The sequence below is a fragment of the Enterobacter cloacae complex sp. P27C genome, from assembly GCF_014895705.1.
In the GTDB taxonomy this organism is placed as follows: Bacteria; Pseudomonadota; Gammaproteobacteria; order Enterobacterales; family Enterobacteriaceae; genus Enterobacter; species Enterobacter bugandensis.
On record NZ_JADBQB010000006.1, the window covers coordinates 234842 to 251826 of the forward strand.

Here is a 16985-nt window from a genome sequence, read left to right on the forward strand (position 1 = left end):
CTGCGATACTTATCGTTTATCCCCTTTACTGAGATGACTATGCAGTACCCGATTAACGAGATGTTCCAGACCCTGCAAGGCGAGGGTTACTTTACCGGCGTTCCCGCTATCTTTATTCGTTTACAGGGATGCCCGGTTGGCTGTGCCTGGTGTGATACCAAACATACGTGGGATAAGCTCGCAGATCGGGAAGTGTCGCTGTTTAGCATTCTGGCGAAAACCAAAGAGAGTGATAAGTGGGGCGCGGGCAGTGCAGAAGACCTGCTGGCCATAATTGGTCGCCAGGGCTGGACGGCTCGCCACGTCGTCATCACCGGCGGTGAACCCTGCATTCACGATCTGACGCCGCTGACCGAGCTGCTCGAAAAGAACGGCTACAGCTGCCAGATTGAGACCAGCGGCACCCATGAAGTGCGCTGTTCACACACCACCTGGGTGACGGTATCGCCAAAAGTGAATATGCGTGGCGGGTATGACGTGCTGTCTCAGGCGCTGGAGCGCGCGGATGAAATTAAGCATCCGGTAGGACGCGTACGTGATATCGAAGCGCTGGATGAACTGCTGGCGACGCTGACGGACGAGAAGCAGCGGGTAATCGCCCTGCAGCCGATCAGCCAGAAAGAGGATGCGACGCGCCTGTGCATTGAAACCTGCATTGCGCGCAACTGGCGCCTGTCGATGCAGACGCACAAGTATCTGAATATTGCCTAGAAAAAAGCCCGGTTTTGCCGGGCTTTTTTTACTCTCCGCGATACACGCAGCCTGCCGTGCAGGTTTCTTTGATCATCACCGCGCTCAGCAGCGGTACCAGCGGCTTCATCTGATCCCAGATCCATTTTGCCAGCACTTCGCTGGTCGGGTTTTCCAGACCCGGAATATCGTTGAGATAGTAGTGATCCAGACGATCGTAGGTCGGCTTAAACGCGGCCTTCAGCTCGGCAAAGTCCATGATCCAACCGGTATGCGGATCAACTTCACCGGTGATCTCAAGACGCACCATAAACGAATGCCCGTGCAGGCGGCCGCATTTATGTCCTGCAGGAACGTGCGGAAGGTGGTGGGCGGCTTCGAAGGTGAAATCTTTAAACAGTGTGGTGGACATGATCGCTCTCAGTAATGCGGAAAAAACCGCCGCATAGTACCGGAAAGCACAATTTTTAGCATTAACTAAAACGGCTCTGAACGGTGAACGCCCGGTATTCAGGGTGATTATTGGTTTTTATACTTTTATTTCAAATGGTTATTCAATCGTTTTTATCGCTAAGAACGATAACTAAAACAGGTTAGTCCATTTGGTTATTTATTATTTCCATCCCTTCTTTAATTGTTATTATCCACGCCGTTAACCTTATCTTCAGTTTGGATTTATTCGCTTAAAGTCCGCTTGGCTACTGGAACATAACGACGCATGACAACACAGGCCCCACCTTCAAATTTGCTTCCCCTTAACCCGGAGCAACTGGCGCGCCTTCAGGCTGCCACCTCTGATTTTTCTCCCACTCAGCTTGCCTGGGTCTCCGGTTATTTCTGGGGAATGCTCAACCAGCAGCCTGGCGCGGTGGCTGGCGCACCGGCAACGGCCGTGGAAATTCCTGCCATTACGCTGATTAGCGCCTCGCAGACGGGCAACGCCCGCCGCGTGGCCGAAGCGCTGCGTGATGATCTGCTGGCCGCCAAACTGAACGTGAACCTGGTCAACGCCGGGGATTATAAATTCAAACAAATCGCGTCAGAAAAACTGCTGGTGATGGTCGCCTCGACCCAGGGTGAAGGTGAACCCGCTGAAGAAGCGGTGGCGCTGCATAAGTTCCTGTTCTCGAAAAAAGCGCCGAAGCTGAACGGCACGGCGTTTGCCGTCTTTGGCCTGGGCGATACCTCCTATGAATTCTTCTGCCAGTCCGGTAAAGACTTCGACAGCAAGCTGGCGGAGCTGGGCGCGGAGCGCCTGCTGGACCGCGTGGACGCGGATGTGGAATACCAGACTGCCGCCGCTGAATGGCGTGCGCGCATCGTTGAGGTATTAAAAGCCCGCGTCCCGAAAGAGACGCCAGCACAGGCCGCGGTGACCGCTGCGGGCACCGTCAATGAGATCCACACCAGCCCGTACACCAAAGAGTCGCCGCTGACGGCGAGCCTGTCGGTGAACCAGAAAATTACGGGCCGCGACTCGGAAAAAGACGTGCGCCATATTGAAATCGATCTTGGCGACTCCGGCCTGCGCTATCAGCCTGGCGATGCGCTGGGCGTCTGGTATCAGAACGATCCGGCGCTGGTGAAAGAGCTGGTGGAACTGCTGTGGCTGAAGGGTGACGAGCCCGTTACCGTTGACGGCAAAACCCAGCCACTTTCAGAGGCGCTGCAGTGGCATTTCGAGCTGACGGTGAACACCCCGAATATCGTCGAGAATTATGCCACCCTAACGCGCAGCGAATCCCTGCTGCCGCTGGTGGGCGACAAAGCGAAGCTGCAGCATTACGCCGCGACGACGCCGATTGTCGATATGGTGCGTTTCTCTCCGGCACAGCTGGATGCCGATGCGCTGATCGGTCTGCTGCGTCCGCTGACCCCACGCCTGTACTCTATCGCCTCTTCCCAGGCGGAAGTGGAAAGCGAAGTTCACGTTACCGTCGGCGTGGTGCGCTACGACATCGAAGGCCGCGCCCGCGCGGGTGGGGCATCAAGCTTCCTGGCGGACCGCGTGGAAGAAGAGGGCGAGGTGCGCGTCTTTATCGAGCACAACGACAACTTCCGCCTGCCGGCGAACCCGGAGACGCCGGTGATCATGATTGGCCCGGGCACCGGCATCGCGCCGTTCCGCGCCTTTATGCAGCAGCGTGCCGCGGACGACGCGCCGGGTAAAAACTGGTTGTTCTTCGGCAACCCGCACTTTACCGAAGATTTCCTCTACCAGGTTGAGTGGCAGCGCTACGTCAAAGAGGGCGTACTGACCCGCATCGATCTGGCCTGGTCCCGCGATCAGAAAGAAAAAGTATACGTACAAGACAAACTGCGCGAACAGGGCGCAGAGCTGTGGCGCTGGATCAATGACGGTGCCCACATTTATGTCTGCGGCGACGCCAATCGCATGGCGAAAGACGTTGAGCAGGCACTGCTGGAAGTGATTGCCGAATTCGGCGGTATGGATGCCGAAGCGGCGGATGAATTTTTAAGTGAGCTGCGCGTTGAGCGCCGTTATCAGCGAGATGTCTACTAATGAGCGAAAAACATCCAGGGCCACTGGTGGTCGAAGGTAAACTGACAGACGCCGAGCGCATGAAGCTGGAAAGCAACTATCTGCGCGGCACCATTGCTGAAGATCTGAATGACGGCCTGACCGGCGGTTTCAAAGGCGACAACTTTCTGCTGATCCGTTTCCACGGCATGTATCAGCAGGACGACCGCGATATCCGCGCCGAGCGTGCAGAACAGAAGCTGGAGCCGCGTCACGCGATGCTGCTGCGCTGCCGTCTGCCGGGCGGGGTGATTACCACCAAACAGTGGCAGGCGATCGACAAGTTTGCCGGTGAAAACACGATCTACGGCAGCATCCGCCTGACCAACCGTCAGACCTTCCAGTTCCACGGGATTCTGAAGAAGAACGTCAAGCCGGTGCACCAGATGCTGCACTCCGTGGGACTGGACGCGCTGGCGACCGCCAACGACATGAACCGTAACGTGCTCTGCACCTCGAACCCGTACGAGTCCGAGCTGCACGCCGAAGCGTATGAGTGGGCGAAGAAAATTTCCGAGCACCTGCTGCCGCGTACCCGCGCCTATGCGGAGATCTGGCTCGATCAGGAAAAAGTAGCGACCACTGACGAAGAACCGATCCTCGGTCAGACCTACCTGCCGCGTAAGTTCAAAACCACGGTGGTGATCCCGCCGCAGAACGACATCGATCTGCACGCCAACGACATGAACTTCGTGGCGATTGCCGAGAACGGCAAGCTGATTGGCTTTAACCTGCTGGTGGGCGGCGGCCTGTCCATCGAACACGGTAACAAGAAAACCTACGCCCGCACCGCGAGCGAGTTCGGCTTCCTGCCGCTGGAGCACACGCTGGCCGTGGCGGAAGCAGTAGTGACCACCCAGCGCGACTGGGGCAACCGTACCGACCGTAAAAACGCGAAAACCAAGTACACTCTGGAGCGCGTGGGCGTTGAAACGTTCAAAGAGGAAGTGGAGCGTCGTGCGGGGATCAAATTTGAGCCGATCCGCCCTTACGAATTCACCGGTCGCGGCGATCGCATCGGCTGGGTGAAAGGCATCGACAATAACTGGCACCTGACGCTGTTCATTGAAAATGGCCGTATTCTGGATTATCCGGGCCGCCCGCTGAAAACCGGTCTGCTGGAAATCGCGAAGATCCACAAAGGCGAGTTCCGTATCACCGCTAACCAGAACCTGATCGTCGCCAGCGTGCCGGAAAGCGAAAAGGCGAAAATTGAGGAGCTGGCGCGCGAGCACGGGTTGATGAATGCGGTGAAGCCACAGCGTGAAAACTCGATGGCCTGCGTGTCGTTCCCGACCTGTCCGCTGGCGATGGCCGAAGCCGAGCGTTTCCTGCCGTCATTTACTGACAAAGTGGAAGCGATTCTGGAAAAACACGGTATTCCGGACGAGCATATTGTTATGCGCGTGACGGGCTGCCCGAACGGCTGCGGTCGTGCGATGCTGGCCGAGCTGGGGCTGGTGGGGAAAGCGCCGGGTCGTTATAACCTGCACCTGGGCGGTAACCGTATCGGCACGCGTATTCCACGTATGTTCCGCGAGAACATCACCGAGCCGGAAATTCTTGATTCCATCGACGAGCTTGTCGGGCGCTGGGCGAAAGAGCGCGAAGCGGGTGAAGGCTTCGGCGACTTTACGGTGCGTGCGGGCATCATTCGCCCGGTGCTCGATCCCGCCAGGGATTTCTGGGAGTAACCACGAGAGGTAATTATGTCCGTACTCGATCTAAACGCCCTTAATGACCTGCCAAAAGTCGAACGCATTCTGGCCCTGGCAGAAACTAACGCTCACCTTGAAAAGCTGGACGCCGAAGGGCGCGTGGCGTGGGCGCTGGAAAACCTGCCGGGAGAGTATGTGCTCTCATCAAGCTTTGGTATTCAGGCGGCGGTCAGTTTGCATCTGGTGAATCAGATCCGTCCGGACATACCGGTGATCCTCACCGATACCGGCTACCTGTTCCCGGAAACCTACCAGTTTATCGACGAGCTGACGGACAAGCTCAGGCTGAACCTTAAAGTCTACCGCGCAACGGAAAGCGCGGCCTGGCAGGAGGCGCGCTACGGCAAGCTGTGGGAGCAGGGCGTTGAGGGCATTGAAAAATACAATGAGATCAACAAAGTTGAGCCGATGAACCGGGCGCTGAAAGAGCTGAACGCCCAAACGTGGTTTGCCGGCCTGCGCCGCGAGCAGTCCGGGAGCCGCGCAACCTTACCGGTACTGGCGGTACAGCGCGGCGTGTTCAAAGTGCTGCCGATTATCGACTGGGATAACCGCACGGTGTATCAGTATCTGCAAAAACACGGGCTCAAGTACCATCCGCTATGGGACCAGGGCTACCTGTCCGTGGGCGACACCCACACCACGCGCAAATGGGAACCGGGAATGGCGGAAGAAGAGACGCGATTCTTCGGGCTGAAGCGCGAGTGCGGGCTGCACGAAGGGTGATCCTTTATCCTCCCTCTCCCTGTGGGAGAGGGTTGGGGTGAGGGCATCAGGCCCCGCTATACTTAAAAACCTCAGGCTTTGCCCGCTTTCGCCAGCTCCTTCACCAGCGGCAGCATCACTTTCACCACGTCCCGGCTGCGGTGCTCAATCCGCTGCGGCAGCGTTTTATCAATGTGCTGCTGATTATCCAGCCGCACGTCATGCCAGCTGGTCCCGTCCGGGAACGCTTTCGATTTAGCGCGCTGCTGATAGCCATCCTTTTTGCCCAGCGCCCAGTTCGTCGCCTCGACGTACAGCACCGGAATGCCTGCCTTATCAAACACTTCCCCGTCGTTACAACAGCCAGTGCCTTTTGGGTAATCCGGGTTACCGCCTGGGTTTGTTGCAGCATAGACGCCATGCGTACGGGCAAGCGCCAGCGCGCGGTCGCGGGTGAGTTTACGCACGCTGCGCGGCGTGCTCTGTCCACTATTAAAATAGAGCTTATCGCCCACGATCAGGTTATCGAGGTTAATCACCAGCAGCGTATTTTTCTTCTCCTCAGCGCTCATCCGTTTAAGGAGATTCTCAGCGCCGAGTTTTCCTTCTTCTTCGCCGCTGGTCGCCACAAAGCGAATACCGTATTTCGTCGGAATATTTTTAAGGCGTTCAGCCAGTTCAAGCATCACGCCGAGACCCGCTGCGTTATCGTCCATGCCCTGCAGCGTCAGTCCCCCGAGGTTATTATCAATATCGGCGTCGCTCATTGGCGCATAGGTATCCAGGTGCGCCATGATAATAATCTGCTCAGCCGCTTTCCCCTCATGCGCCGCAATCACCGTGCTGCCGGTCACGTTATGCCAGTTTTGCGTTTTATTGCGTGAGGTATAGATGTAGCGGCTGTGAAACGAGCGTATGTCACTCTGGTAGCCCATCTGTGCAAACTGCTGGCGAATATAGTCGGCGGAGAGCATCTCCGCGGGTGAACCGGTCATGCGGCCAGGGAAAACCGTCGCAATATGTCGCGCCTGCATAGTGGCGATTTCACCATAGGGTTGATTTTTTGCCTGAGCCGGAAGGATAAAGCAAACGCCGAGCGCCAGGGCAGCAATACGGTGGCGCGTTGCGGAAAACATAGTGAGTCCTTAAAAACAGAGCAAAATAATAACGTGCATAGTATGAAACTGTGATCGTCCATACACAATTTGAATTGCTCTTAAATGCCCGAAATTTCGCGTGTTAAGCATTTTTTGGTATTTGCTTTTTCACGGCGTTATTCCATTGAGTAACTACTCATTCCAATTCGTAATTTCATTCGATCTAAGCCGCCCCCTATAGTCCCTCTATTCCTCGTTGTTAGTGAGTTGTTGCCTGTGGACTATCTGCCCCTTTTTGCCGCCTTAAAAGACCGACCGGTACTGGTTGTCGGCACGGGAGAAATTGCCGATCGCAAAATCGCGTTTTTGCAGCGCGCAGGGGCACAGGTGCGGGTTGTTGAAGAGGCGGATTTCGACGAGTCACAGATCGACAGCGTGGTGCTGGTGATTGCGGCGACTGAAAATCGGGAACTTAACCGGCGGGTCTCCGACGCGGCCCAGGCCCGTTACCGTCTGGTGAACGTGGTGGACGACCAGCCTTTATGCTCGTTTATCTTCCCGTCGATCGTTGACCGCTCGCCGCTGCTGGTGGCGATCTCCTCCGGCGGCACCGCGCCGGTGCTGGCGCGCGTGCTGCGGGAAAAGATCGAAGCGCTGCTGCCGACCAGCCTCGGGCGCATGGCGGAGAAAGCCAGCTACTGGCGCAACCATCTGAAAAACCGCCTGACCAGCGTGACGGAACGCCGTCGCTTCTGGGAGCGCGTATTTCGCGGCCGCTTTGCCAGCCTGATGCAGGCGGGCAATGAGACGGCGGCGCAGAAAATTCTCGAAGACGAACTGGATAACCCCGGCAGTACGGGCGGGGAAATTATTCTGGTGGGAGCCGGGCCGGGGGACGCCGGTTTGCTGACGCTGCGCGGCCTGCAGGTTCTGCAGGATGCGGACGTGGTGTTCTACGACCACCTGGTCACCGATGGCGTGCGCGAGCTGATCCGTCGCGATGCGGAGCAAATCTGCGTCGGCAAACGGGCGGGGGAACACTCCGTGCCGCAGCACGATACCAACCAGATGCTGATTGACGCCGCGAAAGCGGGCAAAACCGTGGTGCGCCTGAAAGGGGGCGACCCGTTCATTTTCGGTCGCGGCGGTGAAGAACTGCAGGCGGCAGCCGAAGCTGGCGTGCCGTTCCAGGTGGTGCCCGGCATCACGGCGGCGTCAGCCGTGACGGCCTACGCCGGCATTCCGCTGACCCATCGCGATTACGCCCAGAGCGTCACCTTTGTGACCGGGCACTATAAAGCCGACAGCACGCCGTTCGACTGGTCGCACCTCGCCCAGAGCCGACAAACGCTGGCGATATACATGGGCACGATGAAGGCGGCAGACATCAGCGAACAGCTTATTCAGCACGGTCGCGAGGCGACGACGCCCGTTGCCGTCATTTCTCGCGGTACGCGCGTCGATCAGCATGTCGCTATCGGCACATTACAAGACCTTGCAACCCTGGCGAAAGACGCCCCGATGCCTGCCCTGATCGTGGTGGGAGAGGTGGTGCAGCTGCACAGCACCCTCGCCTGGTTCCAACACACAACCGATACAGAAGGCTTTGGTTCTTCTGTTGTAAATTTGGCTTAAGGAACGGTTATGGACCAAAAACGACTTACTCACCTGCGGCAGCTCGAAGCGGAAAGTATCCATATTATCCGCGAAGTGGCCGCCGAGTTCTCTAACCCGGTGATGATGTACTCCATCGGTAAAGATTCCAGCGTCATGCTGCACCTGGCGCGTAAAGCGTTTTATCCGGGCACGCTGCCGTTCCCGCTGCTGCACGTGGATACCGGCTGGAAATTCCGCGAAATGTACGAATTCCGCGACCGTACCGCCAAAGCCTACGGCTGCGAGCTGCTGGTGCATAAAAATCCGGAAGGGGTGGCGATGGGCATTAACCCGTTCGTCCACGGCAGCGCTAAGCATACCGACATCATGAAAACCGAAGGGCTAAAGCAGGCGCTGAATAAGTACGGTTTTGACGCGGCCTTCGGCGGCGCGCGGCGTGACGAAGAAAAGTCCCGTGCCAAAGAGCGAATCTACTCCTTCCGCGACCGCTTCCATCGCTGGGATCCGAAAAACCAGCGCCCGGAGCTGTGGCACAACTACAACGGCCAGATCAACAAGGGCGAAAGCATTCGTGTCTTCCCGCTCTCTAACTGGACCGAGCTGGATATCTGGCAGTACATCTATCTGGAAAACATCGAGATTGTTCCGCTGTACCTGGCCGCCGAGCGCCCGGTGCTGGAGCGCGACGGCATGCTGATGATGATTGACGACGATCGTATCGACCTGCAGCCGGGTGAAGTGATCAAAAAACAGATGGTCCGTTTCCGTACCCTCGGCTGCTGGCCGCTGACCGGCGCGGTGGAATCGAACGCGCAGACGCTGCCGGAGATCATCGAAGAGATGCTGGTGTCCACCACCAGCGAGCGACAGGGGCGCGTGATTGACCGCGACCAGGCAGGCTCCATGGAGCTGAAGAAACGTCAGGGTTATTTCTAAGGAGCCGCCATGAACACCACTATTGCTCAACAAATTGCCAACGAAGGCGGCGTGGAAGCGTATCTGCACGCCCAACAACATAAAAGCCTGCTGCGCTTTCTGACCTGCGGCAGCGTGGATGACGGGAAAAGTACCCTGATTGGCCGCCTGCTGCACGACACGCGCCAGATTTATGAAGATCAGCTCTCTTCCCTGCATAACGACAGCAAGCGTCACGGCACCCAGGGCGAAAAACTTGACCTGGCGCTGCTGGTGGACGGCCTGCAGGCGGAGCGCGAGCAGGGCATCACTATTGACGTGGCCTATCGCTATTTCTCCACCGAGAAGCGCAAGTTTATTATTGCCGACACCCCGGGGCACGAGCAGTACACCCGCAATATGGCGACCGGCGCATCCACCTGCGATCTGGCGATCCTGCTGATGGACGCCCGTAAAGGCGTGCTGGATCAAACCCGTCGCCACAGCTTTATCTCCACTTTGCTGGGGATCAAGCACCTGGTGGTGGCGGTCAACAAGATGGATCTGGTGAACTTCAGCGAAGAAAAATTCGAGGAGATCCGCCAGAGCTACCTGACCTTTGCCGAACAGCTGCCGGGCAACCTGGATATTCGCTTTGTGCCGCTCTCGGCGCTGGAAGGGGATAACGTCGCCTCCCAGAGCGCAAACATGCCGTGGTACAGCGGCCCGACGCTGCTGGAAGTGCTGGAGACCGTTGAAATTCATCGCGTGGTCGACACTCAGCCAATGCGCTTCCCGGTGCAGTACGTGAACCGTCCAAACCTCGATTTCCGCGGCTTCTCCGGCACTATTGCTTCCGGTTCCGTGAAGGTGGGGCAGCGCGTGAAGGTGCTGCCATCCGGCGTGGAGTCGGCAATCGCTCGCATCGTGACGTTCGATGGCGACCTGCAGGAAGCCGGGGCAGGGGAAGCGGTCACGCTGGTGCTGAAAGACGAAATTGATATCAGCCGCGGTGACCTGCTGGTCGACGCGCAGGAGACGCTGGCGGCGGTGCAGGGCGCGTCCGTGGACGTGGTGTGGATGGCCGAACAGCCGCTGACCGCAGGCCAGAGCTACGACATCAAAATTGCGGGCAAGAAAACCCGCGCCCGCGTGGACGGCATTCAGTTCCAGGTGGACATCAACAACCTGACCCACCGTGACGTGAGCGAGCTGCCGCTGAACGGTATTGGCCTGGTGGATCTGACCTTCGACGAGCCGCTGGTGCTGGATCCGTATCAGCAGAACCCGGTGACGGGCGGGCTGATCTTTATTGACCGCCTGACCAACGTTACCGTCGGTGCTGGCATGGTGCGCGAGCCTAACGCGCAGGCGAGCGTGACCTCTGAGTTCAGCGCGTTTGAGCTGGAGTTGAACGCGCTGGTGCGTAAGCACTTCCCGCACTGGGGCGCCCGCGATCTGCTGGGAGGCAAGTAATGGCCGCCCATGATGAGAACGTCGTCTGGCATCCTCATCCGGTCACCGTCGCCCAGCGCGAACAGCTCCACGACCACCGTGGGGTGGTGCTGTGGTTTACCGGGCTGTCTGGCTCCGGTAAATCCACGGTGGCGGGCGCGCTGGAAGAGGCGCTGCATCAGCAGGGAGTAAGTACCTACCTGCTGGATGGCGACAACGTGCGTCACGGCCTGTGCAGCGATTTGGGGTTCAGCGACGACGACCGCAAAGAGAACATTCGCCGGGTAGGTGAAGTCGCCAGCCTGATGGCTGACGCCGGGCTGGTGGTGCTGACGGCGTTTATCTCACCGCACCGCGCCGAGCGCCAGATGGTGCGCGAGCGCGTGGGTCAGGATCGCTTTATCGAAGTGTTTGTCGATACACCGCTGGAGATCTGCGAAGCGCGCGATCCGAAAGGGCTGTACAAAAAAGCGCGTGCCGGCGAGTTGCGAAACTTCACCGGAATTGACTCGGTTTACGAAGCGCCTGAATCGCCTGAGATTCACCTGGAAGGTCAACAATTGGTAACAAATTTAGTAAGCCAATTATTAGACCTGCTCAGACGGGACGATATTATCAGATCCTGAGGCGGTATCGTTCGGGAGCTGTCTTCCCGAACGATGAGTCACGGTCACAGGATTAGCTATGCGCAACAGTGAAAACTACATTATCACCACCGGGTCGGAACCGTTAACCACCGACAATGAGACGACCTGGTCCTTCCCTGGGGCGATAGTCGGCTTTGCGTCGTGGTTACTGGCGCTGGGTATCCCGTTTTTGATCTACGGTGGTAACACCCTTTTCTTCTTTCTCTACACCTGGCCCTTCTTCCTGGCGCTGATGCCCGTTGCGGTCGTTGTCGGGGTTGCGCTGCACTCCCTTTTCAACGGCAAGCTCCTGTACAGTACGGTTATCACGATTGCCACCGTTGTCGTCATCTTTGGCCTGCTGTTTTTATGGCTGATGGGCTAACTTGCGACATAATTAAAACCCCGCAGTAGAGTCGAACGGAAAGTTATGGGATGATGATGCCGTTTTTTCAGGGGGCAGGATGGGTAAACTAACGCTGCTGTTGCTGGCTTTGCTGGTCTGGCTGCAATATTCGTTGTGGTTCGGTAAGAACGGGCTGCACGACTACAGCCGGGTGAGCGATGACGTCGCGGCTCAGCAGGCAACAAATGCCAAACTTAAGGCGCGTAACGATCAACTCTTTGCTGAAATTGATGACCTCAATGGCGGCCAGGAGGCGATTGAGGAGCGCGCACGCAATGAACTCAGTATGACTAAGCCGGGCGAAACCTTTTATCGTCTGGTTCCGGATGCGTCTAAACGCAATCAGGGCTCAGCACAAAACAATCGATAATCAGGCCCAGGATTACGACATGGCAGCAACTTTTTCGGACGTATGTGCCGTGGTGCCGGCCGCAGGTTTTGGCCGGCGCATGCAGACAGAATGTCCCAAGCAGTACCTCTCAATTGGCGATAAAACGATCCTTGAGCACGCCGTGGCGGCGCTGCTGGCGCACCCGCGGGTGACGCACGTGGTCATCGCCATCAGTCCCGGCGATGCCCGCTTTGCGCAGCTGCCGCTGGCAAACCACCCACAGATTACCGTAGTTGATGGCGGCGCCGAGCGCGCCGATTCCGTGCTGGCGGGCATTCAGGCTGCCGGAAGCGCCCAGTGGGTGCTGGTCCATGACGCGGCACGTCCGTGCCTGCATCAGGGCGACCTGGCACGCCTGCTGGCGCTGAGCGAAACCAGTAAAGTGGGCGGCATTCTGGCCGCGCCGGTGCGCGACACCATGAAGCGTGCCGAGCCGGGCAAGCGTGCCATCGCCCACACCGTTGAGCGCGTCGACTTATGGCACGCGCTGACGCCGCAATTTTTCCCCCGCGAACTGCTCCACGACTGCTTAACGCGTGCCCTTAATGAAGGCGCGACCATCACGGACGAAGCCTCCGCGCTGGAGTATTGCGGTTTTCACCCCACGCTTGTTGAAGGGCGCGCTGATAATATAAAAGTGACGCGCCCGGAAGATTTACAGCTCGCGGAATTTTATCTTACCCGTTCGACCCATCAGGAGAAGGCATAATGCGAATTGGACACGGTTTTGATGTACACGCCTTTGGCGGAGAAGGCCCAATTATCATTGGCGGCGTACGTATTCCTTACGAAAAAGGGCTGCTGGCGCATTCTGATGGCGACGTGGCGCTGCATGCGCTGACCGACGCGCTGCTCGGCGCTGCCGCGCTGGGTGATATCGGTAAGCTGTTCCCGGACACCGACCCGGCCTTTAAAGGGGCGGACAGCCGCGAACTGCTGCGCGAAGCGTGGCGCCGCATTCAGGCGAAAGGTTACACCCTCGGCAACGTCGACGTGACGATTATTGCCCAGGCCCCGAAAATGCTGCCGCACATTCCGCAGATGCGCGTATTTATCGCTGAAGATCTGGGCTGCCATATGGACGACGTCAACGTCAAAGCCACCACCACGGAGAAGCTGGGCTTTACCGGTCGTGGCGAAGGGATTGCCTGTGAAGCCGTGGCGCTGCTGGTGAAGGCGGTAAAATGACGGACTTCGATAATCTGACATACCTGCACGGCAAGCCGCAGGGGAACGGGGTGCTGAAAGCCAGCCCGGAAGATTTCCTCGTGGTGGAGGATCTGGGCTTTGAGCCCGATGGCGAAGGCGAACATATCCTGGTGCGTATTCTGAAAAACGGCTGCAACACGCGCTTTGTGGCCGACGCGCTGGCAAAATTCCTCAAAATTCACGCCCGGGAAGTGAGCTTTGCCGGGCAGAAAGATAAACACGCCGTCACCGAGCAGTGGCTCTGCGCCCGCGTGCCCGGCAATGCGATGCCTGATTTAAGCAAATTTGAGCTTGAAGGCTGTAAGGTGCTGGAGTACGCCCGCCACAAGCGCAAGCTGCGCCTGGGGGCGTTGAAAGGCAACGCATTTACGCTGGTGCTGCGCGAAGTGACTAACCGTGAAGACGTTGAAAAACGTCTCAACGCCATTAATGAACGCGGCGTTCCGAACTACTTTGGCGCGCAGCGCTTTGGCATTGGCGGCAGCAACCTGCAGGGCGCGCTGCGCTGGGCGCAAAGCGATGCGCCGGTGCGCGACAGGAATAAACGCAGTTTTTGGTTGTCGGCGGCCCGCAGCGCGTTGTTTAATCAGATTGTGAGCGAAAGGCTGAAAAAACCGGACGCGAATCAAGTTGTTGTTGGCGATGCGCTACAATTAGCGGGACGCGGAAGCTGGTTTGTGGCAACGGCCGAAGAAATGGCCGATGTGCAGTCGCGCGTGGATGCCAAAGCACTGATGATTACCGCAGCTTTGCCGGGCTCAGGCGACTGGGGCACCCAGGGCGACGCGTTGAGCGCTGAGCAGTCCGCCGTGGCGGATGCGCCGGAATTACAATCCTTGCTGGTGCGGGAAAAAGTCGAAGCAGCGCGCCGCGCGATGCTGCTCTATCCGCAGCAGTTAAGCTGGAACTGGTGGGATGACGTGACCGTCGAGTTACGCTTCTGGCTGCCGGCAGGTAGCTTTGCCACCAGTGTTGTCAGGGAACTAATCAACACCTCGGGTGATTATGCGAATATTGCTGAGTAACGATGACGGGATCCACGCGCCGGGCATTCAGACCCTGGCGAAGCACCTCCGTGAATTTGCGGATGTGCAGGTCGTGGCCCCCGATCGTAACCGCAGTGGAGCGTCTAACTCACTGACGCTGGAGTCGTCGCTTCGCACCTTTACCTTTGAAAATGGCGATATTGCCGTGCAGATGGGCACGCCGACGGACTGCGTGTTTCTGGGCGTGAACGCGCTGATGCGCCCGCGTCCGGATATCGTCGTCTCCGGCATTAACGCCGGGCCGAACCTCGGCGATGACGTGATTTACTCCGGAACGGTAGCGGCGGCAATGGAAGGGCGCCATCTGGGGTTCCCGGCGCTGGCGGTCTCGTTAAACGGCCACACGCACTACGATACCGCCGCCGCGGTGACCTGCTCGATCCTGCGGGCGCTCGGCCGCGAGCCGCTGCGTACCGGGCGCATTCTCAACATCAACGTGCCGGATCTTCCTCTCAATGAAATTAAGGGCATTCGCGTTACGCGCTGCGGAAGCCGGCATCCGGCCGATCAGGTGATCCCGCAGCAGGATCCTCGCGGCAACACGCTTTACTGGATCGGGCCTCCTGGCGATAAGTGCGATGCGGGTCCGGACACCGACTTTGCCGCCGTAGATGATGGCTATGTCTCGGTCACTCCGCTGCACGTAGATTTAACCGCGTATAGCGCGCATGATGTGGTGTCGGGCTGGCTGGATCGCGCAGGAGTGAACGCGCAATGGTAAGCAAACGTGTACAAACTCTTCTGGAACAACTTCGCGCACAGGGGATCCGCGACGAGCACGTGCTTGAAGCGCTCGCTCAGGTCCCGCGTGAGAAATTTGTAGACGAGGCGTTTGAACACAAAGCGTGGGAAAACGTAGCGCTGCCCATCGGGCAAGGCCAGACGATTTCGCAGCCTTATATGGTGGCGCGGATGACGGAGCTGCTGGAGCTCACGCCCGACTCACGCGTGCTGGAGATTGGCACCGGGTCGGGGTATCAGACCGCCATCCTGGCGCATCTGGTACACCATGTCTGTTCCGTAGAGCGGATCAAAGGTTTGCAATGGCAGGCGCGTCGTCGCCTGAAACAACTTGATTTACATAATGTTTCGACACGACACGGTGATGGATGGCAGGGTTGGCAGGCTCGCGCCCCGTTTGACGCTATCATCGTGACGGCGGCTCCGCCTGAAATTCCCGCTGCGCTCTTGTCGCAGCTGGATGAGGGGGGCATTCTTGTTCTGCCCGTCGGGGACGAGCAGCAGCTATTAAAGCGCGTTCGTCGGCGCGGCGGCGAGTATATTATCGACACCGTGGAAGCCGTGCGCTTTGTGCCTCTGGTAAAGGGGGAGTTGGCCTGAGACTCGGATTTATCCAGGGTTATTAAGGCAAATTCAGCGTATGGTGTGGCGCGAAAGATTCGTGTCATCACGGTAAATTTTAAGTCACTGGTAGTTAACACATTCCTGGGGGATAAATGAGCGCGGGAAGCCCTAAATTCACCATCAGCCGTGTTGCGGCATTATCACTGGTTTCGCTCTGGCTGGCAGGCTGTACAAGTTCCAACAACGCGCCTGCGCCCGTCAGTTCCGTCGGGGGAAACAGCGGCTCCGGTAACACGTCCAGCGGAATGTTAATCACGCCTCCGCCTAAAATGGGTACTGCTGCGCCGCAGCAAATACCACAAATTCAGCCTGTGCAACATCCTGTTACACAGCCAACGCAGATTCAGCCAGTTGAACAGCCTGTTCAGACCCAAAATGGCCGCATAGTCTATAACCGCCAGTATGGGAACATTCCGAAAGGCAGCTATACCGGCGGCAGTACCTATACCGTGAAGCGCGGCGATACGCTGTTCTACATTGCCTGGATCACCGGGAACGATTTCCGTGACCTCGCGCAGCGCAACAACGTCCAGGCCCCGTATGCTCTGGAAGTTGGCCAAACGCTCCAGGTGGGCAACGCAACGGGTACGCCACTCACGCCTGGCAATACGGTTTCAGCGGCCGATGTGACTGCTCAAAATAACAGCGTCAAGCCTGCACAAAAATCCACCACGGTGGTTGCTTCACAACCTGTAATTACGTATTCTGAGGATTCAGGTGATCAGACTGCTAACAAAATGTTGCCGAATAATAAAGGGACTGCGACTGTTGTCACAGCACCGACCACGGCACCTGTGGTTAGCTCTACTGAACCGACTGCAAGCAGTCAGAATGCCAGTTCGTCCATCACCGCATGGCGCTGGCCAACCGACGGCAAGATTATCGAGAACTTCGCAACCTCTGAGGGTGGGAACAAAGGGATCGATATCGCAGGCAGTAAAGGACAGGCTATCATCGCGACCGCAGACGGACGCGTTGTGTATGCCGGTAACGCGCTGCGCGGTTACGGTAATCTGATTATCATCAAACATAACGATGATTACCTGAGTGCCTACGCCCATAACGACACAATGCTGGTCCGGGAACAACAAGAAGTTAAGGCGGGGCAAAAAATCGCTACCATGGGTAGCACCGGAACCAGTTCTACACGCTTGCATTTTGAAATTCGTTACAAGGGGAAATCCGTAAACCCGCTGCAGTACTTGCCGCAGCGATAAATTGACG

18 protein-coding genes are annotated in these 16985 nt (G+C 57.7%); 16 read left to right on the forward strand and 2 right to left on the reverse strand.

Translation table 11 applies throughout. From position 1 onward, the window contains the following. Positions 1-39 precede the first annotated feature (39 nt). Complete coding sequence (gene queE / locus IM291_RS14355; protein WP_028014249.1) at positions 40-711, forward strand: 7-carboxy-7-deazaguanine synthase QueE; 672 nt, start codon at positions 40-42, stop codon at positions 709-711. 28 nt (positions 712-739) lie between these two features. Here queE and queD read toward each other — a convergent pair whose 3' ends face one another. Next, positions 740-1102: a 6-carboxytetrahydropterin synthase QueD gene (gene queD, locus IM291_RS14360; RefSeq protein ID WP_003862700.1), complete on the reverse strand. Its 363-nt coding sequence runs from the start codon at positions 1100-1102 to the stop codon at positions 740-742. 306 nt (positions 1103-1408) lie between these two features. On the opposite strand from queD, the gene cysJ reads away from it, so the two are divergent. Genes cysJ through cysH form a run of 3 tightly spaced genes read left to right on the forward strand, consistent with a single transcriptional unit; the run spans position 1409 to position 5676 of the window. Then, on the forward strand, positions 1409-3214 hold the full coding sequence (gene cysJ, locus IM291_RS14365) for an NADPH-dependent assimilatory sulfite reductase flavoprotein subunit (RefSeq protein WP_041908421.1): 1806 nt from the start codon (positions 1409-1411) through the stop codon (positions 3212-3214). Further along, complete coding sequence (gene cysI / locus IM291_RS14370) at positions 3214-4926, forward strand: assimilatory sulfite reductase (NADPH) hemoprotein subunit (protein ID WP_045261277.1); 1713 nt, start codon at positions 3214-3216, stop codon at positions 4924-4926. Before cysJ ends, cysI begins: the two co-directional genes overlap by 1 nt. A gap of 15 nt (positions 4927-4941) precedes the next feature. Then, the gene (gene cysH, locus IM291_RS14375; RefSeq protein WP_008499616.1) at positions 4942-5676 is read left to right on the forward strand and encodes a phosphoadenosine phosphosulfate reductase; all 735 of its coding nucleotides are present in this window, start codon (positions 4942-4944) and stop codon (positions 5674-5676) included. A gap of 71 nt (positions 5677-5747) precedes the next feature. Here the strand turns inward: cysH and IM291_RS14380 are convergent, their stop codons facing one another. Then, positions 5748-6791 carry an aminopeptidase gene (locus tag IM291_RS14380; RefSeq protein WP_126344961.1) on the reverse strand — a complete coding sequence of 348 codons (1044 nt, stop codon included), beginning with the start codon at positions 6789-6791 and terminating at the stop codon, positions 5748-5750. Between the two features lie 246 nt (positions 6792-7037). Here IM291_RS14380 and cysG point away from each other — a divergent pair, with 246 nt between their 5' ends. From cysG to nlpD, 12 genes are all read left to right on the forward strand, one after another. After that, on the forward strand, positions 7038-8387 hold the full coding sequence (gene cysG / locus IM291_RS14385; protein WP_162196524.1) for a siroheme synthase CysG: 1350 nt from the start codon (positions 7038-7040) through the stop codon (positions 8385-8387). A gap of 9 nt (positions 8388-8396) precedes the next feature. Beyond that, a complete protein-coding gene (gene cysD, locus IM291_RS14390; protein WP_008499613.1) occupies positions 8397-9305 on the forward strand; it encodes a sulfate adenylyltransferase subunit CysD in 909 nt (302 codons plus the stop codon). Between the two features lie 9 nt (positions 9306-9314). Next, positions 9315-10739: a sulfate adenylyltransferase subunit CysN gene (cysN, locus tag IM291_RS14395; RefSeq protein ID WP_045261235.1), complete on the forward strand. Its 1425-nt coding sequence runs from the start codon at positions 9315-9317 to the stop codon at positions 10737-10739. After that, positions 10739-11344, forward strand: coding sequence for an adenylyl-sulfate kinase (gene cysC / locus IM291_RS14400; RefSeq protein ID WP_192987140.1), 606 nt, complete (start codon positions 10739-10741; stop codon positions 11342-11344). Before cysN ends, cysC begins: the two co-directional genes overlap by 1 nt. A gap of 58 nt (positions 11345-11402) precedes the next feature. Next, the gene (locus tag IM291_RS14405) at positions 11403-11729 is read left to right on the forward strand and encodes a DUF3561 family protein (RefSeq protein WP_028014241.1); all 327 of its coding nucleotides are present in this window, start codon (positions 11403-11405) and stop codon (positions 11727-11729) included. A gap of 79 nt (positions 11730-11808) precedes the next feature. Next, entirely contained in the window at positions 11809-12120 is a 312-nt protein-coding gene (gene ftsB, locus IM291_RS14410) for a cell division protein FtsB (RefSeq protein WP_003862095.1), read from the forward strand. 19 nt (positions 12121-12139) lie between these two features. Then, on the forward strand, positions 12140-12850 hold the full coding sequence (gene ispD / locus IM291_RS14415; protein WP_192987142.1) for a 2-C-methyl-D-erythritol 4-phosphate cytidylyltransferase: 711 nt from the start codon (positions 12140-12142) through the stop codon (positions 12848-12850). After that, positions 12850-13329: a 2-C-methyl-D-erythritol 2,4-cyclodiphosphate synthase gene (gene ispF, locus IM291_RS14420; RefSeq protein WP_048959481.1), complete on the forward strand. Its 480-nt coding sequence runs from the start codon at positions 12850-12852 to the stop codon at positions 13327-13329. Before ispD ends, ispF begins: the two co-directional genes overlap by 1 nt. Continuing rightward, entirely contained in the window at positions 13326-14375 is a 1050-nt protein-coding gene (truD, locus tag IM291_RS14425; RefSeq protein WP_045261236.1) for a tRNA pseudouridine(13) synthase TruD, read from the forward strand. The genes ispF and truD overlap by 4 nt, the downstream gene beginning before the upstream one ends. Next, positions 14356-15117 carry a 5'/3'-nucleotidase SurE gene (gene surE / locus IM291_RS14430; RefSeq protein WP_041908434.1) on the forward strand — a complete coding sequence of 254 codons (762 nt, stop codon included), beginning with the start codon at positions 14356-14358 and terminating at the stop codon, positions 15115-15117. Before truD ends, surE begins: the two co-directional genes overlap by 20 nt. Further along, entirely contained in the window at positions 15111-15737 is a 627-nt protein-coding gene (locus IM291_RS14435; RefSeq protein WP_028014237.1) for a protein-L-isoaspartate(D-aspartate) O-methyltransferase, read from the forward strand. Before surE ends, IM291_RS14435 begins: the two co-directional genes overlap by 7 nt. 116 nt (positions 15738-15853) lie before the next feature. Then, on the forward strand, positions 15854-16978 hold the full coding sequence (gene nlpD, locus IM291_RS14440; RefSeq protein WP_192971677.1) for a murein hydrolase activator NlpD: 1125 nt from the start codon (positions 15854-15856) through the stop codon (positions 16976-16978). Positions 16979-16985: the final 7 nt, after the last annotated feature.